The 21,555-nt window shown below is 71.0% G+C and carries 17 protein-coding genes and 1 tRNA gene; 6 read left to right on the plus strand and 12 right to left on the minus strand.

The features are described 5' to 3' along the window. Window positions 1-43 precede the first annotated feature (43 nt). Window positions 44-481 (minus strand): GNAT family N-acetyltransferase, encoded by a 438-nt coding sequence (locus ACLBXX_RS03075; protein WP_447656778.1) that lies wholly within the window; start codon window positions 479-481, stop codon window positions 44-46. Window positions 482-565: 84 nt separating this feature from the next. Between ACLBXX_RS03075 and ACLBXX_RS03080 the strand changes: the two genes are divergently transcribed. Further along, window positions 566-1,468: an NUDIX domain-containing protein gene (locus tag ACLBXX_RS03080; RefSeq protein ID WP_447656779.1), complete on the plus strand. Its 903-nt coding sequence runs from the start codon at window positions 566-568 to the stop codon at window positions 1,466-1,468. 10 nt (window positions 1,469-1,478) lie between these two features. On the opposite strand, the gene ACLBXX_RS03085 is transcribed toward ACLBXX_RS03080, so the two are convergent. After that, on the minus strand, window positions 1,479-1,874 hold the full coding sequence (locus ACLBXX_RS03085; protein ID WP_447656780.1) for an RNA-binding S4 domain-containing protein: 396 nt from the start codon (window positions 1,872-1,874) through the stop codon (window positions 1,479-1,481). Beyond that, window positions 1,874-2,551 (minus strand): lysoplasmalogenase, encoded by a 678-nt coding sequence (locus ACLBXX_RS03090; RefSeq protein ID WP_447656781.1) that lies wholly within the window; start codon window positions 2,549-2,551, stop codon window positions 1,874-1,876. The genes ACLBXX_RS03085 and ACLBXX_RS03090 overlap by 1 nt, the downstream gene beginning before the upstream one ends. A gap of 37 nt (window positions 2,552-2,588) precedes the next feature. On the opposite strand from ACLBXX_RS03090, the gene ACLBXX_RS03095 reads away from it, so the two are divergent. Continuing rightward, a complete protein-coding gene (locus ACLBXX_RS03095) occupies window positions 2,589-3,767 on the plus strand; it encodes a low temperature requirement protein A (protein ID WP_447656782.1) in 1,179 nt (392 codons plus the stop codon). Window positions 3,768-3,776: 9 nt separating this feature from the next. On the opposite strand, the gene ACLBXX_RS03100 is transcribed toward ACLBXX_RS03095, so the two are convergent. Beyond that, a complete protein-coding gene (locus ACLBXX_RS03100; RefSeq protein WP_447656783.1) occupies window positions 3,777-4,364 on the minus strand; it encodes a GNAT family N-acetyltransferase in 588 nt (195 codons plus the stop codon). Between the two features lie 132 nt (window positions 4,365-4,496). On the opposite strand from ACLBXX_RS03100, the gene ACLBXX_RS03105 reads away from it, so the two are divergent. After that, window positions 4,497-4,573 (plus strand) — tRNA-Pro (locus ACLBXX_RS03105). Between the two features lie 45 nt (window positions 4,574-4,618). On the opposite strand, the gene ACLBXX_RS03110 is transcribed toward ACLBXX_RS03105, so the two are convergent. After that, window positions 4,619-7,390, minus strand: a complete 2,772-nt coding sequence (locus ACLBXX_RS03110) for an Ig-like domain repeat protein (RefSeq protein ID WP_447656784.1) — start codon at window positions 7,388-7,390, stop codon at window positions 4,619-4,621. A 142-nt stretch (window positions 7,391-7,532) separates the two neighbouring features. Further along, the gene (panD, locus tag ACLBXX_RS03115; RefSeq protein ID WP_447656785.1) at window positions 7,533-7,919 is read right to left on the minus strand and encodes an aspartate 1-decarboxylase; all 387 of its coding nucleotides are present in this window, start codon (window positions 7,917-7,919) and stop codon (window positions 7,533-7,535) included. A gap of 93 nt (window positions 7,920-8,012) precedes the next feature. Between panD and ACLBXX_RS03120 the strand changes: the two genes are divergently transcribed. From ACLBXX_RS03120 to ACLBXX_RS03130, 3 genes are read left to right on the plus strand one after another with little or no spacing between them, the layout of a single operon-like run. Continuing rightward, on the plus strand, window positions 8,013-9,485 hold the full coding sequence (locus ACLBXX_RS03120) for a DUF3375 domain-containing protein (protein WP_447656786.1): 1,473 nt from the start codon (window positions 8,013-8,015) through the stop codon (window positions 9,483-9,485). Then, complete coding sequence (locus ACLBXX_RS03125; protein ID WP_447656787.1) at window positions 9,478-10,272, plus strand: DUF4194 domain-containing protein; 795 nt, start codon at window positions 9,478-9,480, stop codon at window positions 10,270-10,272. The genes ACLBXX_RS03120 and ACLBXX_RS03125 overlap by 8 nt, the downstream gene beginning before the upstream one ends. Further along, entirely contained in the window at window positions 10,269-13,619 is a 3,351-nt protein-coding gene (locus ACLBXX_RS03130; RefSeq protein WP_447656788.1) for an ATP-binding protein, read from the plus strand. The genes ACLBXX_RS03125 and ACLBXX_RS03130 overlap by 4 nt, the downstream gene beginning before the upstream one ends. Before the next feature lie 3 nt (window positions 13,620-13,622). Here ACLBXX_RS03130 and ACLBXX_RS03135 read toward each other — a convergent pair whose 3' ends face one another. Genes ACLBXX_RS03135 through ACLBXX_RS03160 form a run of 6 tightly spaced genes read right to left on the minus strand, consistent with a single transcriptional unit; the run spans window position 13,623 to window position 21,482 of the window. Further along, a complete protein-coding gene (locus ACLBXX_RS03135) occupies window positions 13,623-14,228 on the minus strand; it encodes a GNAT family N-acetyltransferase (protein ID WP_447656789.1) in 606 nt (201 codons plus the stop codon). Continuing rightward, window positions 14,225-16,327, minus strand: coding sequence for a penicillin acylase family protein (locus ACLBXX_RS03140; RefSeq protein ID WP_447656790.1), 2,103 nt, complete (start codon window positions 16,325-16,327; stop codon window positions 14,225-14,227). The genes ACLBXX_RS03135 and ACLBXX_RS03140 overlap by 4 nt, the downstream gene beginning before the upstream one ends. Before the next feature lie 4 nt (window positions 16,328-16,331). Then, window positions 16,332-18,119, minus strand: coding sequence for an IucA/IucC family protein (locus ACLBXX_RS03145; protein WP_447656791.1), 1,788 nt, complete (start codon window positions 18,117-18,119; stop codon window positions 16,332-16,334). Next, a complete protein-coding gene (locus ACLBXX_RS03150; protein ID WP_447656792.1) occupies window positions 18,116-18,703 on the minus strand; it encodes a GNAT family N-acetyltransferase in 588 nt (195 codons plus the stop codon). The genes ACLBXX_RS03145 and ACLBXX_RS03150 overlap by 4 nt, the downstream gene beginning before the upstream one ends. After that, window positions 18,700-20,013 carry a lysine N(6)-hydroxylase/L-ornithine N(5)-oxygenase family protein gene (locus tag ACLBXX_RS03155; RefSeq protein ID WP_447656793.1) on the minus strand — a complete coding sequence of 438 codons (1,314 nt, stop codon included), beginning with the start codon at window positions 20,011-20,013 and terminating at the stop codon, window positions 18,700-18,702. Before ACLBXX_RS03155 ends, ACLBXX_RS03150 begins: the two co-directional genes overlap by 4 nt. After that, window positions 20,010-21,482: a pyridoxal phosphate-dependent decarboxylase family protein gene (locus tag ACLBXX_RS03160; protein WP_447656794.1), complete on the minus strand. Its 1,473-nt coding sequence runs from the start codon at window positions 21,480-21,482 to the stop codon at window positions 20,010-20,012. Before ACLBXX_RS03160 ends, ACLBXX_RS03155 begins: the two co-directional genes overlap by 4 nt. Window positions 21,483-21,555 lie beyond the last annotated feature (73 nt).

The raw sequence follows: 21,555 nt of genomic DNA on the forward strand, positions 1-21,555 counted from the left end.
TGTGGGAATGACGGATGCCTCGGGCCGAGGCATCCGTCATTCCTCATGCGTGCTCGTCGTGACGGTAGAGTGCCGGGCGCACCATCGCGGTCGCGTCGGGCTCGGCGAAGCCGAACTGCCGGTAGAGACCGTGTGCGTCGCCGGTGAACAGCGTCCAGCGCATGTCGGCGCCGGGGCCGTCGTCGATCATGAGGCGGATCAGGCGCTTGCCGAGTCCGTGCCCGCGGTGCGCGTCGACGACGAAGACATCGGCGAGGTACGCGAAACCGACTCCGTCCGAGACGGCGCGCGCGAAGCCCACCAGCTGGCCGGTCGGGCGGTGGTAGGCGGCGACCACCCGCCAGGCGTTGTCGAGCTGCGTCTCGACCTGCTCGCGCGTGCGCCAGCCTCCCCAGTACGCCTCGGTCGAAAGCCACGCCCACACGGCGTCTCGCTGGATGCGGGTCGGGTCGTCGTCGAGGTCGTAGAGATCGTCGGGCATCCGGCCATTCTGGCGGACTTGCGCACGGTGGTCACGCGAGGTCACGCCGGCCGCGCGCGGTGTGGGGTGTGACAGGCTGGCAGGGTGACGATCGAGCCTCCCGCCCCCGGTGAGCTGCGGCGTCCGCACGGACCCCGCGACCCGGGCGACGCGTGGGTCGTGGCGCCGACAGGGGAGCGGTACTGGGGCCGGTTCGGGGCCGCAGGTCTCCTCGCGGTCGACGCGGAGCGGGGCGTCCTGCTGCAGCACCGGGTCTCGTGGAGCCACTTCGGCGACACCTGGGCACTGCCCGGCGGCGCGCGCCACGAGGGCGAGTCGGCCTGCGACGGCGCGCTGCGCGAAGCCGCCGAAGAGGCCGGCGTGCCGGATGCCGCGGTGCAGCCTCGAGTGCTCAGTGTCTTCGATCTCGGCTACTGGAGCTACACCACCGTCGTCGGCGACGTGGTGGTGCCGTTCGAGCCCACCATCAGCGACCCCGAGAGCCGCGAGCTCGCCTGGGTGCCCGTCGACGAGGTCACGCGCTACCCGCTGCACCCCGGCTTCGCGGCCTCGTGGGAGAAGCTGCGCGGCCTACTCAGCGTGCGGCCGGCGGTCATCGTCGACATCGCGAACGTGATGGGCTCGGTGCCCGACGGCTGGTGGCGCGACCGCCCGGGTGCGGCGTCCCGCCTGATCGCGCGGATCGCCGGCCTCGCCGCGCACGGTGTGCCGGCATCCGCGCTGGAGCTGCCCGAGCAGACCTGGTACCCCGAGTGGACCGCGGTCGTCGAGGGGCAGGCGCGCGGGGTGGACGGTGCCACGGGTGTCGAGGTGGTGCGGGCCGAGGCATCCGGTGACGACGCCGTCGTCGCTGCCGCGCAACGGGAGCTCGCGGCAGGACGTGCGGTGACGGTGGTCACGAGCGACCGGGGGCTTTCCGAGCGGGTGACGGATGCCGGAGCCGCCGTCCGCGGCGCGCGCTGGCTGCTCGACCTGTTCGAGGGCTGAGACCGACGCTCTAGTCCCCGGGCGTCCAGTCGTCATCGCGGCCGCGCAGGCGGTCGATCTCGCGGCGCTCGCGCTTGGTGGGGCGGCCCGCGCCTCGGTCGCGCTGCGCCATGAGCGGCGTGGGGTCGCGCGGGGGAGTGCGATCTTCCATCGCTGCCGCGACCAGGGGAGCGCCGACGCGCTTGGAGATCGGCTGACGCACGACGAGCATGCGATCGAACCCGTCGATCCGCACCCGCACCTCGTCCCCGGGCTTCACGGCCTGCGCCGCCTTCGCCCGTTCTCCGCCCACGCGCACGTGCCCGGCGCGGCAGGCCGTCGTCGCGGCCGAGCGGGTCTTGTAGATCCGCACGGCCCAGAGCCAGGCGTCGACGCGCACGGATGTGCCCGGGGTCGCAGCATCCATCAGGGGATCACCGCCGGTGTCGGCGCCGTCTGCCGCGCCCGCACGCTCACCAGGACGCCCGCTGCGATGAGCCCCTGGCCGAGGCAGTAGGTGAACATGACGAGCGGGCTCGTCCAGTCGGGCATGGCGTCGGGCGTGAAGAGGCGGAACGCCAGCACCGAGTCCGACGTGAGGAAGAACACCCCACCCCACACGATGAGCGGATGGCAGCGCGACGCCGCGAACGCCGTGCCGCCGAGCACCAGTCCGTAGATCGCCACGGCGATGGCGAGTCCGCCGAGGTGCGGCCACAGCACGGCGAGGAGCACCACCCACCACACGGCGTACACAGCTGCCCAGAGAGGGACGCGGCGCACGGCGAGCCGCTGCCAGAACAGCCAGATGTAGCAGAGGTGCGCGAGGCCGAAGAAGAGCAGCATCATCGGCACGGTCGGCAGCCACGGGACGAAGGTGCCGGCGCCGTCGCCGAGCCACGAGAGCACGATCGCGACGACCAGCAGGGTGTGGGTGGGCGTCCAGCGGGAGCCCCACGCACCCCACACGACCGCGAGCCCGAGAAGCGGCATCAGGGCCAGCTTGGTGGGCGCGGCGACGGCGTCGGAGCCGACCGCGAGCGCCGAAACATGCACGATCGACACCGCGATGTACGGCACGAACCCGATCCAGAGCCGACGCATGATCCTCCTCGATACGCAGGGCAACCATAATCGTCGCATGACCGATGTGCTGGCTCGGATGGGCCTCGTCCGGATGTCCGCACGCGATACCGGTGCGGCACACCGTGTGTCGACGCCGCTGGAGCTGCTGTTCGACCTCGTCTTCGTCGTCGCGGTGTCGCAGGCGTCGCAGAACCTGCACCACCTCATCAGCGAGGACCACGTCGGCCAGGGCGTGCTCGCCTACCTGATGGTGTTCTTCGCCATCTGGTGGGCGTGGATGAACTTCACGTGGTTCGCTTCTGCGTTCGACACCGACGACTGGCTCTACCGCGTGCTCACGATCGTCCAGATGGGCGGCGTGCTCGTGCTGGCGGCGGGCGTGCACGACGCGATGGTGGAGTTCGACTTCCTCGTGGTGACGTGGGGCTACGTCATCATGCGGTTGGCGATGGTGGCGCAGTGGCTGCGGGCCGCAGCATCCGATCCCGAATCTCGCCGCACCGCGCTGCGTATGGCTCTCGGAGTGACGGTGGTGCAGGTGCTGTGGGTCGCCCGCATCTACCTGCTGGACGACCTCGCCCAGTTCTGGACGTTCTTCGTCCTCGTCGCACTCGAGCTGCTGGTGCCGGTGTGGGGCGAGGCGTCCGGGCGCACCGCGTGGCACCCGCACCACATCGCCGAGCGGTACGGGCTGTTCACCCTCCTGCTGCTCGGCGAGAGCCTGCTCGCCTCGGCGAATGCGATCATCGACGCACTCGGCGAGGGGGAGCACGTTCCGGAGCTCGTGACGCTCGCGATCTCGGGCATCGTCGTCACCGCCGGCATCTGGTGGGTCTACTTCTCACGCGAGCAGCAGCATCGGCTCGAAGGCAGGAAGTCGGCCTTCCGCTTCGGCTACCTGCACTACGTGATCTTCGCGGCCGTCGGCGCCGTGTCTGCCGGTGTCGAGGTCGAGATCGACGAGATCACCGGCCACACCGAGATTCCGCACGCGATCGCCGGCCTCGCGCTGACCCTGCCGATCGCCATCGTGGTGGCGGGGTCGTGGGTCGTCCTCCTGCGCGCGTCGCTGTCGCGATGGGCGTCGGCGGCCGTGCTCAGCGGCGCGGTGCTGATCGCGCTGGCCGGCCTGCTGCCGTCGGGGGAGTACGTCGTCGCTGCGGCGCTCCTGGTGGGCGTCGTCGTCGTGCTCGAGGTCGATCGCGTGCGCCGGGAGCCGACGCCGGTGCACTGAGGTCTCGGGTCACTCCGCGAGGTCGAGCGAGACGATCGCGAGGTGCGGCTTCGGTCGCGCCACTTCGCGGAACCCGGCCTCTTCGAACGTCGACAGCACGCCGTGGAACAGGTCGTTCACGGGGATCTTCTTGCCCGCGTCGAGGTCGAGCGGGTACGCCTCGATCACGCGGGCGCCGCTCGTCCGCGCGTAGTCGATCGCGGCGTCGAGCAGCTTCGCGTTGAGTCCATGCTGACGATGCTCCTTGCGCACGACGAAGCAGCTCACCGACCACACCGAGTCGTCGTCCCAGGGCTCCTGCGAGGCATCCGAGAAGTTACGCGTGCGACCGATCCGTACCTGCTTCGTGCGTGGTCCGATCCGCACCCAGCCGGCCGCTTCACCGTCGACGTACGCGATGAGGGCGGGAGGGGGGCCGGCGTCGATCTCGTCGCGCAGCAACCCCTCGCGCTGCTCCTGCGAGGTCTTCTGCCATTCGGCGTTCGTGATCATCCACCACTGGCACTGGCAGCCGTGCCCGTCACCCCCGCCGCTGAGCGCGTGCTGCGCGTCGTCGAAGCGATCTGCGGTGGCCGGTTCGATGGTGATGTTCGCCATGTCGTGACGCTATTGCGCCCCACCGACATGGGCAAGCGATCGACGGATGCCACGCCCGGGCGTCCCTCGGTTCGCGAGGCCCCCGCAGAGCGGGTAGGATGGGGGAGTTGTCCACGCGCAAGCGGGGGCTAACGGGATGTGGCGCAGCTTGGTAGCGCACTTGACTGGGGGTCAAGGGGTCGCAGGTTCAAATCCTGTCATCCCGACCAATCGAAAGAGGGTCGGCCGAAAGGCCGACCCTCTTTCGTCGTCTCCTACGAGCGGATCGAGCGTCGCCGCCTCGCGAATGCGGCCATCGCTGCGCCCACGAGGAGCAGGAGCCCTGCGGCCACGAGCGCCGCGGACGGATCCGCACCGGTCGGCGGCAGGCCTCCGGTGGCGGGCGGAGTCGTCGCCGGGGGCGTCGACGGCGGCGTTGTGACCGGCGCCGCTGCGACGACCACGACGATCGTCAGCGCCTCGCCGGCACCGCCGTCCTTGTCGGTCGACGTCAGGGACGCCGTGTACGTGCCGGCCGACGCGTAAGTGTGCGTGACCGGCGGATCCGCCGGGCCGACGACCGTCAGGATCGGCGAGCCGTCGCCCCAGTCGACCGTGTACGTGAAGTCCGCGGCCATGTCGGCGGGCGACGGGTCGTCCGCCCCGATTTTGATCGTGAACGGTGACCCGGCTGTCGCGGTCAGGGCGCCGGTCACGACGGTGTCCGGCGCCGTGTTGACGACGGCGAGGCTGGTGGTGGCGGTGCTCTGCTGCGAACCGAGCGTCACGCGAAGGGCGACGGTGTGGTTCGACGGGCCGTCGTCGATGCCCAGCGCCTCGAGCTGATCCCAGGTCAGCGTGGGCGTCAGGCCGCTCGCGTCGCTGTAGTCGCCGTCCGCGTCGAGGTCCCACTCGTAGACGGCTCCGGGGCTGGACCCGGTGCCGTTCAGGGCCAGACTGTCTCCCTCTGCCACCGCGTACGGTCCGCCCGCGACCGAGACCGCGGGCGTCAGCACCTCCTGATCAACGCTCCCGCTGCTGGTGGCGAGGGCCGCGGTTCCGGAGTACGTCGCGGAGATGGGGTGCGTGCCGGCGGTCAGCACGCTGGTGGTCAGCGTCGCGCTTCCGTTCATGTCGACCGTGACGGGGCCGCCGAGGGGACTGCCGGCGTCGGCGAACGAGATCGTTCCGGCGGTGACGGGTGATCCCCCGGAGGTCACCGTCGCGGTGAACGTCACGGCTTGGCCGGCGAGCGAGGGGTTCAGGCTGGACGTGATGGCCGTCGTCGTCGAAGCGAGACCGACCACCTGATCGACGCTCCCGCTGCTCGTGGCGTACGCCGGCGTTCCGGAGTAGGTCGCGGTGAGGGGATGCGTGCCCACACCGAGCGCGCTCGTGGTGAACGTCGCCATCCCATTCGGGTCGACGGGAACGTTCGAAGCGAGCGGTGTGGCTCCGTCGGTGAACGAGACGGTCCCGCCGGTGACGGGCGAGCCGCCGGACGTGACGGTCGCGGTGAACGTCACGGAGTCGCCGAAGACGGACGGGTTCACGCTCGACGTGAGCGTCGTCGCGGTGGCGCTCACGGTCGCGACCGTGAGGCACCACCCGCCGTTGATCGATCCGGCGTCGCCGCCCGCGTCGTCCACCACCCACAGGCTCCAGACGCCGTTCCCGTTGCCGCCGTTGAACGTCGCCAGGGTGGTCGCCCCGCTGATGACCGGAGCGGGCGCGGGGAACGCAGCATCCGTCCCCTCGGTGTCGAGGTCGGTCGGTCGGAACGTGCCGGAGACGAGCGGTGCAGGCACCGAACCGGCGGCGGCGTCGTCGAAGACGACGTTCGCGCCGCTCACGGGCGTGATGCCCCCTGCGTCGCTCATCAGCAGGAGGTTGGTCGACGGAGTCGGGCCGGACAGCATGACGTCGAGGTCGATCGGCGCGGTGTGCGAGATCCCGTTGAGGGTCGCGGTGACCTTCGTGACGGGACCGGCGAGCCCCGACACGGTGATGTTCGACGGATAGGGAGCGGATGCTCCTTGCTGAGGAACCGTCAACGCCCCCGGGTTGCAGAAGGTGTTCCCGGTGACGACGGTCGTGTTGTCGACCCGCTGCGAGACCGAGCCGTTGCTCCCCAGGAATCCGGTGCTGCCCGCGTACGTCGCGAGGATCGCATGCGTGCCCTCGGCGAGGGCGCTGGTGGTGACTGTCGCCTGTCCCGAGGCGTTGAGCGCGACGGGTGCGCCGAGGGCGGCGTTGTCCGCGGTGAAGGCGACGCTCCCCGTCGTCACCGGGTTGCCGCCGGCGGTGACCGTCGCGGTGAAGGTCACCGGGTCGCCGGTCTTCGACGGTGTGCCCGACGTCGACACTGTGGTCGTCGTCGCCACCGCGGCCTGCTCGGTCGTGATGACCAGGCTCCACCCGCCGGCCATCGAGCCGGTGTCTCCGGTGGCGTCGTCGATGATGAACAGCTGCCAGGCGCCGTTGGGCGCGATGCCGGTGAACGCTCCCGCGAGAGTCGCCTCGGTGGACGACGGTGGCGCGGGTGCAGGAAACGCATCCCCGCTGCCGTTGTTGCTCGGACGATAGGACCCGGTCGGCACGCTGCCGCTCGGCACGACGTCGGCGGCGGAGTCGTCGAAGGTGAGGGTCGCGTTGGTCGACGTCGTCAGCGTGTTCGGCGCGCCGACGTCCGACATCACGACGAGGTTCTGCCCGGTGGGCGCGACGACCAGCGCGTCCACGTCGTTGAGCGCCCCGTGCGTGAGCCCGTGGAAGACCACCTGAACCTTCGTGACGAGCCCCGCCAGCCCCGACACCGTGATGTTCGACGGGTAAGGGTTCGCGGGACCGGTCTGCTCCGCCGATCCCGCCGCGGGAATCGCGATCGACGCCGTGTTGCTGAACGTCGTCGGTCCGTCCGCGCGGGCCATCGACGGCGCGGCGACGACGCCGAGCAGCGCAAGAGCGATGGAGATGGATGCTGCGATCCCACGCCGCGGGAGCCGTGAGCGTGAGGTCTCGCCTCGCCGCGACTCGGATCTGACCATGCTCTGCACCCCTTCGTCGGGATCCGGTGCGCTGGACCGCCATGGGGCGAGGGTCACGGACACAGGGCTTGACGGCACCCTATGACCGGCGTGGTTCGCTTGTACAGATCCGACTCCGACTCGACGGAGCGCGGCCGAGGCGTCAGCCCGCGGTGGTCAGCACGCGCGCGACGCTGTTCACCCGCACGCCGGGCGTCGACTCGTCGATGTTGATCACGACGGGCTGGTGGTCGAGCACCTCCTCGCGCTCGTACTGCGCGTACGACATCACGATGACGACGTCGCCGGTGTGGACGAGGCGGGCGGCGGCGCCGTTGATCTGCATCACTCCGGTGCCGCGCTCGCCGGCGATCGTATAGGTCTCGAATCGCGCGCCGTTGTTCACGTCGACGACGTGCACCTGCTCGTGCTCGACGATGTCGGCGAGGTCCAGCAGATCGGCGTCGATCGTGATCGAGCCGACGTAGTTCAGGTCGCTGTCGGTGACGGTGGCGCGGTGGATCTTGGACTTGAGCAGGGTGCGGCGCAAGGGAACTCCTGGGGATAGTGAATCGAGTCCAATAATAGGATCGGCTGGTGCCCGAATCGTGGTCCCGTGTCAGCCCCAGGTAGTCTGGATCCGATGGGGAACACTCGTGCCGAAGCGGCATATCTGCGCTCACTCGCGGCGTTCCGAACCCCCACCCTCGACCTTCTCCACGGTCGCTACGCGCCCTTCGTGGTCGCGGCCCTCTCCATCGTGTTCACGGTCGATCGCCCGTCCGTCGAGATCTCCGATGCCCACGCCGAGGTCGCCGAGATCCTCGACGAGCTCCGCGCCGCGGGCTACGACGAGGGCGATCGCACGCTCCCGGTCGGCACGGCCCGCGAGATCTGCCGCTATTGGGTGCGGGTCGGATGGCTCGTGCCGCAGATCGACGGCGACGCCGAGGTGTACCGCCTGACCGCGCACGCGGTGGGCGCGCTCGAGATCACGGGGCGCACGGCCGGCGGCCGGACGCGCGTGTCGAACTCGCGTGTCCGCACGCTGCTGGAGGCGGTCGAGCGGCTCTCCGATCACGCCGAGACCGATCCCGCCGTCCGGATGGCCCGCCTCATCCAGGAGCGCGATGCGCTCGACGCCGAGATCGCCCGCCTCGAGCTCGGCCAGTCCGAGCCGATCGACGACGAGCAGCTCCTCGAAGAGGCCGAGAACGTCCTGCACCTCGCGCGCGAGCTCCCGGCGGACTTCACCCGGGTGGCCGAATCCATCAAGGCCATGCAGCGCGACGTCGTCGCCGACCTGCGTCGTGACGTCCGGCCGACCGGCGAGGTGCTGCGCGAGTATCTTCAGCGCGGGCAGCACGTCATGCAGTCCACCGCCGAGGGCCGCGCCTTCGCGGGCGCTTTGCGGCTGATCGGCGATCCGGAACGCATCGACAGCCTCACCGAGCAGCTGCACACGCTGCTCGCGCAGCCGTTCACGCGTCTCATGGACGGCGAGCAGCGCAAGGAGCTGGATGCCATCGGCCGTCGGGTCGAGCTCGGCGTCGAGGAGGTGCTCACCGCGCAGCGCCGCGCCTCCCGCGTCATCACCGGTCAGGTTCGCACCCACGACCCGATCCGCGACCGTCAGGTCGACGATCTGCTCCGCGACGTCATGTCGGGTCTGCAGACGTGGACCCGCAGCTCGTCCTCCGATGCGCCGGTCGAGCCGCTGCGCAGCCTCCCCATGGCCGACATCGGCCATCTGCGACAGTCGGTGAGCGACATCCGTCCTCCCGGTGCGCCCGCTCCGCTCACCGCAGCGGACGAGGATGCGGAATTCGCGGATGCTGACACCCGCGCGTGGGGAGGACCCCGGTACGCCGAGCTCGAGGCCTATGTCGCCGGCCTCGGCGACGAGTTCGACCTGGGCGACGCGTTCCAGGGGGCCGATGACGAGGCCCGACGACCAGTGGACCTCGTGGGCCTTCTCGAAATCGCCCACCGCAACGGCATGAGCGAACACGGCGAGGTGTCCGTCGTCGAAGCCCTGCGCCCCGACGGGACGACGCGCCGGTTCGCGTTCGGATCCGTGACCGCCCGCACCGCGAAGGAGCACGACGATGACTGAGACCGCCACACAGGCCGATCTCGAGGCCGGCGCACTCGATGCCACCGACATCGCCGTCGAGGAGGCCGCCGCGAGCGACGCGTTCATCGCACCCGCGGCGATGGAGGACGACCTCGACGAGCTCTTCCCCGGCGACCGCGGCGTGCTCGACCCGGCAGTGCGGCGCGTGTTCGTGCACGTCCTGCAGCGGCGGTTCCTGCTGGCGGACCGCAACCGCGACGAGTGGACGGTGCTGCTCGACAACCAGCAGCTCATCGAGTCGCGCCTCAACGATCTCTTCGTGCGCCTCGTGGTCGACCACGACCGCGGCGTCGCCTACAAGCAGCAGGTGCGCTCCGACGAGCTCGAGATGCCGATCCTGCTCCGAGACGCCCCGTACACGCGCTCCGAGACGCTCGTGCTCGTGCATCTGCGCACCGTCTACCAGCGTGAGTCGGCGGCGGGCGAGCCGGCGGCCCGCGTCGACATCGAAGACGTCGAGCAGACGGTCATGAGCTACTTCGTGGACGCCGACGGCGACACCGCCCGCCGGCAGCGCTCGATCCGCAAAGCGATGGATCGGCTCGCGCGCGACGGGATCGTCGACGAGGAGACCACCGGCCGGTTCCGCATCAGCCCGCTCGTCGAGATCGTGCTGAGCGCCGAGAAGCTGCGCGAGCTGCGCGACTGGCTGCGCACGCAGTCTGATCCGGCGCGCGCGGAGGGCGCAGCATCCGTCGCCGCCGTCGATGTGTTCGACGACGCCGACGAAGACGACGAAGACGACCTCGAGGAGAACGCGCTGTGACGATGCTCGACACGCTGTTCGGGCTGATCCCGGCGGCATCGCGCGGGCAGCAGTGGCTCGCCGAGGACCTGCAGCTCGTCAACTGGGGTGGCTACGACGGCGCGCACCGCGTGCGGTTCTCGCCCGAGGCGACCCTGCTGTGCGGCGGGTCGGGCTCAGGCAAGTCGACGCTGATGGACGCGTACATCGCGCTCATGATGCCCCACACGACGCCGTTCAACGGCGCGTCGAACGGGGGAGTGACGGGGCGCCCGCGCGGCGACGAGCAGCGCAACATCCTCTCCTACGGACGCGGCAAGCTCGACGAGTCGCGCACCGAGGAGGGAACGAAGATGCGCGTGCTCCGCGGCGACGGCGAAGACACGTGGACCGCCGTCGCGATGACGTGGATCGACCATGACGGCTCGCGCTTCACCGCGCTGCGCGCGTGGTACATCCCGGCCGGCGCTCGCGTGCTCGAAGACACCGTGCGCGTCCGCGCGACGACGGACCGGGCGTTCGACGTCAGCTCGCTGCAGGAGGCCGCGGCACTGCGCCTCTCCGACCTCTCGATCCGCAACGCCGGACTCGACCCCGTTGGCACCGATCGCGAGTTCTCGGCGCGGCTGCACGCGGTGCTCGGGATCGGCGCCGCGGGCGCGGGGGGCAAGGCGATGAGCCTGCTCGCCCGCATCCAGGCCGGCCAGCAGATCACGACGGTGGACGACCTGTACAAGCGCCTCGTGCTCGAAGAGCCCGAGACGATGACCACTGCCGACGCCGTCGTCGCGCACTTCGACGGCCTCGAGAGCACGCGCACGCGCATGCTGACGGCGCGCCAGCAGGTGAGCGCGCTCGAGCCCATCCGCGAGCTGCGCGAGAAGATCGCGGTCGCGCTCGAGCGCGTGCGGCTCATCGACGAAGTCGGCGAGTTCTCCGACCCGGCATCGCTGGCGACGCTCTGGCGCGCCGATCGGCGACTGGGCATGCTGCGCGAAGTCGAGACCGAGCTGCGCGACCGCAAGAACGCGGCCGACACCACGCTTCGCGAGAAGCGTGCGCTGGCCGACGCCGCCGAGGCGGAGCGCGACGGGCTCGTCGAGGTGCTGCGGCTCTCGGGCGGCGATCGCCTCGAGACCGCGCAGCGGGAGCTCCGAGAGGTCGAGCGGCGGCTGACTGCGACGCAGAGCCGGCGCGTGGGGTTCGACGCAGACCTGCGTGCGATCGGCGAGGACGCCGCCACGCAGGCCGAGTTCGCCGCGCTGATGGCCCGCGCCCGCGAGAGCCTCGCCGACCGCGATGCGAAGGGCGGCGTGCGGGCCGAGTATGCAGAGGCGATCTCGGCGGAGAAGTCCGCTGCCCGCGAGATCGCAGAGCTCGAGGCCGAGGTGCGACGGGCGACCGGGCTGCAGGGCAACATCCCGCGGGCGCTGCACGAATCGCGCGAGCTCGTGGCGCGGGCGGCCGGCATCGAGGTCGAGGACCTGCCGTTCGTCGGCGAGCTCGTCGAGGTGCGCACGGAGTTCGAGCCGTGGCGCGAGGCCTTCAACCTCGCCCTGGGCGGTTTCGCGACGACCCTCCTCATCGACGTGGATCTTCTCGGGCGATTCCGCACGGCGATCGACTCGGTGCGCACGCCGGTGCGCCTGCGCTACGAGGGGGTCCACGCCGGCCTCGACGAGGCGGATCTGCGCGACACCACCACGTTGCCCGGTCGCCTGGACTACCAGAGCACGCCGTTCACGGGTTGGCTGCAGGAGCGCCTCGCCGACCGCTTCGGCTTCGTGTGCGTCGACTCCGCCGCCGGCCTGTCGCAGCACCGCATGGCGCTCACGATCACCGGTCAGATGTCGCAGGGCAGCCGTGGTGCGCACGGGGGCCACGGCCGCGAGAACGTGCTCGGATTCTCGAACGACCGGCGGCTCGCCGACCTCGCGCGGCAGCGCGACGCCGCCCGCGCGCGGCTCGAGCACGCCGCCGACGACCGCAAGCGGGCGGATGCCGCGCTCGACGCCGTCGACGCTCGCTTCGCGGTGTACGCCAAGGTCCGCGATCTCACCTGGGAACAGGTCGACGTCGCCGCCGTCACGGCCGAGCGGGACCGTTGGCTCGCCGTGCAGGACGACGTGACGGCATCCAATCCCGAGATCGCCCGCGTGCAGGGGCAGATCGCCGCCGCGAAGGGCAAGGCGGCGCGGCTGCGCGAAGAGATCGCGCGCACCACGGTCGAGCGCGAGCAGATCGAGTCGCAGTGGAGCGACGTCATCGACGACGTCGACGCGGACCAGACGGTGATCGATGCCGCGGAAGACGCGGGACGGATGCTGCGCCCCGAGCAGGTCGCGTTCCTCGACGACCGTTTCCGTCTGACCGAGACGTCGCGGCCCGCGAGCGCCTCGGACGCGCTGGCCGGTTTCGTCGCCGCGCTCACGACCGCCGCGCACCGGCTGACCGAGGACCGCCGCGCTGCCGCGGACTCGCTCGAGCAGCAGCGCGACAGCGTGCGCCGGATCATGGTGAGCTTCCTCGAGCGCTGGCCGAATCCGAATCTGCTGCCCGACCCGGATGAGTCCGTCGACGACTTCGAGCGCATCCTGGAGGCGCTCAGGACGAGCGGGCTGCACGAACTCGAGGCCGAATGGCGCGACAGCCTGCTGAAGCTGTCGGGCAACGACCTCACGAACCTGGACTCGACGCTGAGCCGCTCGATCCGCGAGATCCGCGATCGCATCGAGCCGATCAACGAGATCATGCAGGACCTGCCGTTCTACGACGACGACCACCGGCTGCAGATCACGACGCGCGAGAACCAGTCGGAGGCGCGCCGCCGCTTCCGTCGCGAGCTGCGCGACGTGCGGGCCCTCATCGAGGCGGCGTCGTCCGACGACGAGCGCGAGCAGGTGTACCGCCGCATGTCGAAGCTGATCGGCCACATGCGCCGCTCGGCCCCCGACTTCGGCGATCTGATCGACGTGCGCAATCACGTGCGGGTGAGCGCCGAGCGCGTCGACGCGGCGACGAAGCAGCACGTCGCGCTCTACGACCACATCGGCGAGAAGTCCGGCGGCGAGTCGCAGGAGCTCATCGCGTTCATCGTCGGTGCGGCCCTGCGCTATCAGCTCGGTGATGCCGGTGCGGTGCGTCCGCGCTATGCCCCGGTGTTCATGGACGAGGCGCTGATCAAGGCCGACGCGCACTTCACCAAGCGCGCGATCGGCGCGTGGCGCGGCCTCGGCTTCCAGCTCGTGATCGGTGCGCCGAACGACAAGTACAGCGCCATCGAGCCGCACGTCGATGTCGAGTACGACATCCTCAAGGACACCCGCGGACGCTCGTGGGCGAAGCCCAAGGTCGGCCTGCGCGGCTGACGTCTACGATCGCGCGCCGCCCGACTCCCACTCCTCTCGCGTGAGGAACGCGAGCTGCCCCGACTTGCCGGGCAGCTCGACCTGGGGGCCGAGCGCGAACCCGAACAGGCGGGCGCGCGCGACGGCGCGGTCGTTGCCGACGTCGGGCTCGATCACGATGCGGTCCACCGCCGTCCGGGAGAAGAGGAAACCGGAGATCACGTGCGCCACGCGGGTGGTGAAGCCGCGCACCGGCGCCCCGCGGTCGCCGAGGAGGAAGTGGATGCCGACATCCCCGGGCTGTGCGGCATACACCGCGCCGAGCGGGTCGTTCTCGGGCTCGTACGTCTGCAGCAGCACGATCGGCAGGCCGTCGCGCCGGATCAGGAACGCGTGGTGGGTCGAGAGGCCGTCGACGTACGCGTAGAGGTCGCTGAGCTCCTGAGCCGTCAGCTCGCCCAGACCCCAGAACCGAGCGGTGGGGGCCGTGACCCAGCGGTGGATCACGGCAAGGTCGGCGACGGGGTCGAGCGCGGCGATCTCGACGCGGCCGAGTACCGCGTCGTCGGCGGTGTACACGACGGATCCGGCGGATCCGGTCACGAGGCGGTCTGTGGTGACGATGGTCATGCGGCTCCTGTCGGGGCGTCGATGCGGAGGCGGGCCCAGTCGGTCACGACCCGCGCGGGTCGGACCTCGGACCACCCCGCGAGCTGGTCGGCGAAGTGCGGTGAAGCGGGGTCGCCCGCGGCGCCGAACGGCACGCTCCAAAGGCTGTTCTCCCGGTCGGAAAGATCCCACGCCCAGCGTGCGACCGAGCCGCGCCACGATCGGTCGGTGACACCCGGAGTCGAGCCGGTGCACCGCACCGCGTCGCCGTCGCCTGACAGCGGCACGTCGAGGTGCACGCCCGGATCGGTCGCACCCGGCACGTCGGCGAGCACGTGCACCGGAAGAAGACGATGCGTCGCGCCCCACTCGGCTGCGGCGGCGGCGTCGTCGAGCGCTGCGGCCGCCAACGCGTCCACGTCGTCACGCAACGCCGGGTGCGCGAGCAGCCGAGCCAGCGTGGCGGCGACCTGGCCCGTGACGCCCAGCCACGGGTCGAACACCGCACCGTAGCCGTGCGGCGCGTGCAGTGCGGCCAGCGCCGGGTGCGCGGCGACGCGCCTGACGAGGGCGGCCCGCCATCCCGCGAACATGCCGGCGGAGACGGATGCCGCGTCCATCCGTCCGTCCCACTCCAGGAGCGCGTCCCGCAGCGCGGCAGCCGGCGGGGGCAACGCCCCGCGCGGTACGAACGGGAGCAGCGCGGTCGCCGAGCCACTCGCCGTGTCGCCCCACACGGGCGCGAACTCGTCCACCGATCCGGGTCGCAGCTCTTCGAGAAGCACGCCGATGCGACCGGCCCGGTGTGGCGAGGAGTACGCCCACCCGAGGTCGATCTCGGCGCGCCCCGGCCGTTCGTTCGCGTCCGCCGCGGCGTCGGTCACCGCGAGTGGGCACGCGCCCGCTCGATCCGTCGCCGTCTCCGTCGTCTCGGCACGCAACGGCAGTCGCCGTTCCGCGCGCGGTCGGTCCGGCGTGACCCCGACCGTCGCCGACAGCACCGCACCGTCGCGGTCCGCGGCGAGCACGCGGTTGACGGGGTCCACCCATCGCCCGAAGGCCGCGATGACATCGGACGCGGACCGTGCTCGCAGCAGTCCGAGGAGCGCGCCGGCCCCGAGGTCGGCGGTCGTGCGCGCAGGCATGCGCACGCTCCACCCGACCAGCTCGTCGCCGTCCTCCCGGAGCTCGGTCACGACCGTGCCCCGCTCCGTCTCGAGCGCCTCGACCTGGACCGGGTCTCCGCCGCGCACGCGGATCACCGAGCGCTCGAGGTCGACGCCGCGCCAGCCGTCCGACCCCCGCGCCTCGTAGCCGCCGGGCACGCGCCGCAGCCGTTCGCGGAACACCTCGACGCTGTGCGCCATCGCGTTCGTCACGCCCCACGCGGCGCCGCCGGTGTGTCCGAAGTGCGGTGTCCCGGGCACGCCCGGGAACGCGAGCCCGACGACGTCGAACTCGTCGCACGCCAGCCGCACCTGCTGGTACACGCCGGGCAGCTCGAAGATGCGGTGCGGGTCACCCGCCAGCAGCGGCATCCCGCTCGCGGTCCGCGAGCCGTGCAGCGCCCACGCGTTGCTGCCCGACGTCGCCAGCGTCTCGTCGCCGCCGTCGCCGTACCCCGCGAACACGTCGACCCAGGCGTCGCCGAGCGTCGCAGCGACGTGCGCGCGCCACAGCATCACAGGGAACGTCGAGAACAGCGCGTGCGCGACGTGCATGACCCCGAGCGGGTCGTGATCCTCCCAGGGCTCCAGCGGTCGCGGCTCGCCGAACAGCGTGTCGAGCGCCCCGAACTCGGTCGCCCCCGCACCCACGTCGGCCATGCCACGCCGTACCCCCGCCGCATAGCGGGTGACGAACGCGCGGGTCTCAGCATCCGTCCCCTCCAGCGCCCGGCGCGCGGTGTCGTCGAGCCGCGCGCGCCGCGCGAACGCGTCCCACGCCACGCCCGCCTCGCCGATCAGTTCCGAAAGTCGCCCGGACGCCCGCAGCCGATCGACCTCGATCTGCCAGCCGCGGTCGCGCGCCGTCACCTCTCCCTGCGCCTCGGCGAGGTCCCCCACGTCCGTCGCGCGGAGGTGGGGGATGCCGTGGGCGTCGCGATAGACCTCTGCCATCGCGTCAGACTCCCACAGGCTCCCGCGACGAGGTCGACCCGACGCGCGAGCGCGCGACAGGGTTCGCCAACGTCCCTGCGTACATCAGCGACGCCGACTGGTTCGCGAGGTCGACCATCTGCAGCGTGTTGCGCAGTTGCAGGCGGTTCAGGCACGAGTGCGCGAACGTGTCGGCGCGCAGGTCCACGCGCGAGTCGATCCACGGATGCTGCGCCTCGTGCTCGTCGATGATCTCGGCGGCGATCCGCCAGAACTCGCTCTCGGGCAGCGTTCCGTCGGTGTGGAGGATACCGGCGAGGTGGCGCAGCACCCCGTCGAACACGTCGGTGAAGATCGCGAGCGCCTTCTCGTCGTCGTCGACGGGCGAGATGACGCGACGCACGTCCTGCGGCACGGCTCGGTCGGCGAGCAGCGCGACCTCCTCGCCGATGTCCTTCATGAACACGCCCGTCGGCACGTGGTCTTCGAGAATGAGGATGAGGTTCTCGCCGTGCGGCATGAACGCGAGATCGTGCGCGAGCAGGCAGTGCACGAGCGGGCGCAGGTAGGCCCGCAGGTACGCGCGCACCCACGTCGTCGCCTCGACCCCCGACGCCCGCACCAGCGCGGTGGCGTACGAGCGCCCGCTCGCGTCGCGGTGCAGCAGCGACGCCATGGTCGCGAGCCGCTCGCCCGGCGCGATGAGCGGCACCGGGCTCTCGCGCCAGAGCGCCGCGAGCATCTTGCGGTGCGCCGACGGCGCCGGCGTGCGATGGTAGGCGTCGCCGGTGTACCCGATCGACGCCCGCTCGCGCAGCACGCGGAAGCCCGATTCCCGCAGTGTGGCGTCACCGGCGACGAGCTCGGCGACCCAGTCGTTGATGGCGGGCGTCACCCGCATGTACGCCGGCGAGAGCCCCCGCAGGAACCCCATGTTCTGCACCGCGAGCGCCGTCTTCACGTAATGGCGATCGGGGTGCGTCGCGTTGAACATCGTGCGCACGGACTGCTGCGCGCGGTACTCGTCGTCGCTCTCGCCGATCAGCACGAGATCGCGGCGGGCGATGTCGGGCGCGAACGTGATCGCGATGCGGTTCTCCCACTGCCACGGGTGCACCGGCAGCAGGTGGTAGTCGGCGGGGTCCTCGCCGAGCTCGGCCAGTCGCTCCGCGAAGCGCGCGTGCTCGGCAGGGGAGAGCTCACCGGAGAGGAGGGATGCCTCGTCCAGGCCCGCGCCGAGCGCCAGATGGGATGTCGACCTCCGCGCGGCGAGCCACACCATCCGGAACGGATGGCCGGCTTCGGGGGAGTAGGCCGCGTGCGCCGAGACGTCGAAGCCGATGCGTCCGTTGTTCGCCACGAACCCGGGGTGCCCCTCGGTCATGGCGGACTCGATGGTCTGGAAGTCGGCAGCGAGCAGTTCGTCGGCCGAGGGTCCGCCCTGGGCGAGCTTGAACGCCGCGCTCGCCAGGGTGGACGCGATCTCTTCGAGGTAGATCGGCAACAGCTGGTCCGACAGACCCAGCACCGGCTGCAGTTCGATGATGAACACCTGCGCGTCGAGGTCGGCGGGCTCGCCGGCGACGAGCCGGCGCACGCTCGCCTCGTCGATCACCCAGTGCTCGAGCTCGGTGCGGACCGCCTCGAACCGGTACTGCACGTCGGCGTCCGGCACGGTGACGCGCCAGCCGCCGACGATGGCTTCGGGCGACAGCAGGCGCTCGTGGCTGAACTCGGCGATCGCCTTGGCGACGAGGTGGCGCTGGGCACCGGCCAGATGCGCGGGGGAGAGATGGGCGGCGGGGGCGGTCATGCGGAGATCCCTGTTCGTGCGAGTGCGGGCGCCGCGACGGCGGCGAGTTCGGAGCGGGCGAAGTCGTCGCGCGTGCAGACGGAGAGGACCGCGGTCTTGGTGTGGTCGCCTTCGTCGATCGAGACGTAGCGGAGCTCGGTGAAGCCGGCGCGGAGGTTCTTGCGGCGGATGCGGTCGTTGCGCGCGTCCGGCTCGACGACAACGCGCTGGGCGCCGAGCACGTCGAAGCACCAGGTCATGACCGCGGCGAAGACGGCGTCGGTGAGGCCGTGGCGCGGGTCGCCTCCGGGTGGCGCGATGAGCACGTGCATGCCGAGATCGCCCGGAAGGGCATCATGGATGCCGCGCAGCAGCACCTGCGCCGGGTCGTACGTCTCGGCGAAGAAGATCGGGACCCCATCGACCCGGCCGAGCCAGGCATCCTGGCGCGGGTCCGTGACGACGCTCGCCAGGTAGTCGCGCACGGCGTCGACGTCGAGATCGCCCATGCCCCAGAACGCGGCGTGGGGGTCGGCGAGCCAGGGCTGCAGCACGGGGGCGTCGCGCTGCGGGTCGGCGGGGACGATCGAGGTCGCGAGTGTCATCGGGCCGCCCCGACCGTGGCGGGCGCGTCGGCCGGAACACCGAAGTCCTGGAAGGCGATGCGCCGCTCGATCGGGTAGACCTCGCGGCCGGTGATCGAGGCGAGGATCGACGAGTTGCGCCACGCGCCGAAGCCGAGGTCGGGGGCGGTGAGGCCGTGCGTGTGCTCCTCGCCGTTCTGCACGAACACGCGGCCGCGGCCGCCGTCGACGCTGTAGTCGCGCGCGACCGCGAGGCGGCCGAGCACGTCGTGGTCGAGGCGGTCGGCGACCGGCGCCAGGAAGGGCGGCGTCTGCGCGGCGTAGCCGGTGGCGAGCACGAGCGACGCGCTCTCGCGCACGTGCTCGCGGTCGACCTGCGCGTGGCGCAGCCGCAGCCGGTACCGCGAACCGTCCCATTCGGCGGACGTCACCTCGGTGTCGGTCAGGAGCGTGGTCGGCACCGGGCCGTCCGCACTCAGTCGGTAGAGGGTGTCGTAGATGTCGTCGATGAGGTCGGCCGAGATGCCCTTGTACAGGCTCCGCTGCTCGCGTCCGAGGTGCTGACGGATTCCGATCGGCAACGCGTGGAAATGATCGGTGTACTCCGGCGACGTCATCTCGAGCGTGAGTTTCGTGTACTCCATCGGGAAGAACCGCGGCGACCGTGTGATCCAGTCGAGCCGGTAGCCGCCGTCCCGCGCGCCATCCAGCAGGTCGCGGTAGATCTCGGCGGCGGACTGGCCGCTTCCGACCACGGTGATGGAACCCGACGCCCGCAGAGCCTCGCGCTGGTCGAGGTACTCCGAACTGTGGATCACCGGGCCGTCGAGCCCGCGAAGGGCGGGCGGGATGACGGGCTGGGTTCCCACACCGAGCACGACGTGCCGCGCGCGCAGCTCGCTCACCTCACCGGTGTCGGTGCGCATGGCGCGCACGACGTAGGTGTCATCGACGGGGTCGTGCTCGACGGCGATCACCTCGTGGTTCCAGCGCAGGTTCGGCAGCTGAGCGGCCGCCCACCGGCAGTACGCGTCGTACTCGGTGCGCAGCGCGTAGAAGCTCTCACGGATGTAGAAGGGGTAGAGGCGTCCCGTCTGCTTCAGCCAGTTCACGAACGAGAACGGCGACGTCGGGTCTGCCATCGTCACGAGGTCGGCGAGGAACGGCACCTGGATCGTGGCGCCCTCGATCATCATGCCGTGGTGCCAGCGGAACCCGTCGGCGCGGTCGAGGAACACCGCGTCGAGCCCCGTCGGCTCGGCGAGGCACGCCAGCCCGAGGTTGAACGGTCCGATTCCGACACCGACGAGGTCGTGCACGTGCGCGCTCATGCCGATGCCTCCGCGCCCGCAAGAGCCTCATCGAGCTCCGGCGCGATGCCGGCGAGGGTGGTCGCGGCATCCTTCACCATTCCGAGAATCAGACGGATGTCGTCGAGCGTGGTCTCGGGATTGAGCAGCGTCAACTTGAGGCAAGGGCGCCCGTCGATCACGGTCTTCGCGACCAGAGCCCTGCCCGACTCGAACAGCACGCGGCGCACGCCGGCCACGAGCGCATCCCGCGTGGTGTCGTCGACGCCGTCGGGGCGCACCCGGAAGAGCACGGTGCTGAGCTGCGTCCGGCCGACGAGCTCGAGCTCGGGATCCGCCGCGATCTCATCGCCTACCGCCCCTGCGAGATCGATGACCGTGTCGAACATCTCGCCGATCCGGTCGGCGCCGAGCGCGCGCAGCGTGACCCAGAGCTTCAGTGCGTCGAAGCGCCGCGTGGTCTGCAACGACACGTCGACCTGATTCGGCTCGTCGTTCTCGAGCGGATTGAGGTAGTCCGCGTGCCAGGCGCCCGCAGCGAGGTCGCGCGGCTCGCGCACGAGGATGGCGCTCGACGACACCGGCTGGAAGAAGCTCTTGTGGAAGTCGACGGTGATCGACCGCGCGCGCTCAACGCCCGCGAGCAGGTGCCGGCGGCGCGGCGACACGAGCAGCCCGCAGCCGTACGCCGCGTCCACGTGCAGCCACACGCCGTGCGCGTCGCAGACGTCCGCGATGGCGGCGACGGGGTCGATCACGCCGCGGTCGGTGGTGCCGGCGGTCGCGACGACCGCCATCGGAACGCGACCGGATGCTGCGGCCTCACGGATCGCGAGTGCCAGGGCCGCAGCATCCATCCGTCCTTCTCCGTCGTCGGCCACCTCGATGACCGCGTCGTCGGCGAGCCCCAGCAGGAGTGCGGACTTGCCGACGCTGAAGTGGCTCGATGCCGTCGCGAAGACCACGAGTCGTGCGAGGGCGCGCGGACGCGGCAGGGGAGCGGAAGCCAGTGCAGCCTCGCGGGCCAGCAGCAGGGCATGGAGGTTCGACTGCGTGCCGCCCGACGTGAAGATCCCGCTGCCGTGGGTGAAGCCGACGCGCTCCGCTGCCCACGCGATCAGGCGCCGCTCGATGAGCGTGCCGACCGCGGACTGGTCGTAGGTGTCGACCGAGGTGTTGACGGCCGCGAGCACGGTCTCGGCCGCGACGGCGGGCAGGGCTACCGGGCAGTTGAGGTGCGCCGCGTAGGCGGGGTGATGGAACCACACCGCGTGTTCGAGGAACAGCTCGTCGATCTCGCGGACGGCCTGCGAGGATCCCACACCGTCGCCGTCGAGGGGGACGTCGTCGACGAGCCGCTGCAACTCGGCGCGCGAGGCGCCGGAGAACGGTTGCGTCGTCGTCTCGAACCGGTCGGCGACCTGCGCCGAGGTCTGTGCGATGAGGGAGCGATAGGTGTCGGCAGAGGAACGCGTGAGCAGGTCGAGCACGGGGGAGAGCTCCTTCAGTTAGGGTTGCCTTGCCTAACTAAGCCGATCTCGAGGTGCGTGTCAATGTGCGGGC

It is taken from the genome of Microbacterium sp. C23T (genome assembly GCF_053345975.1).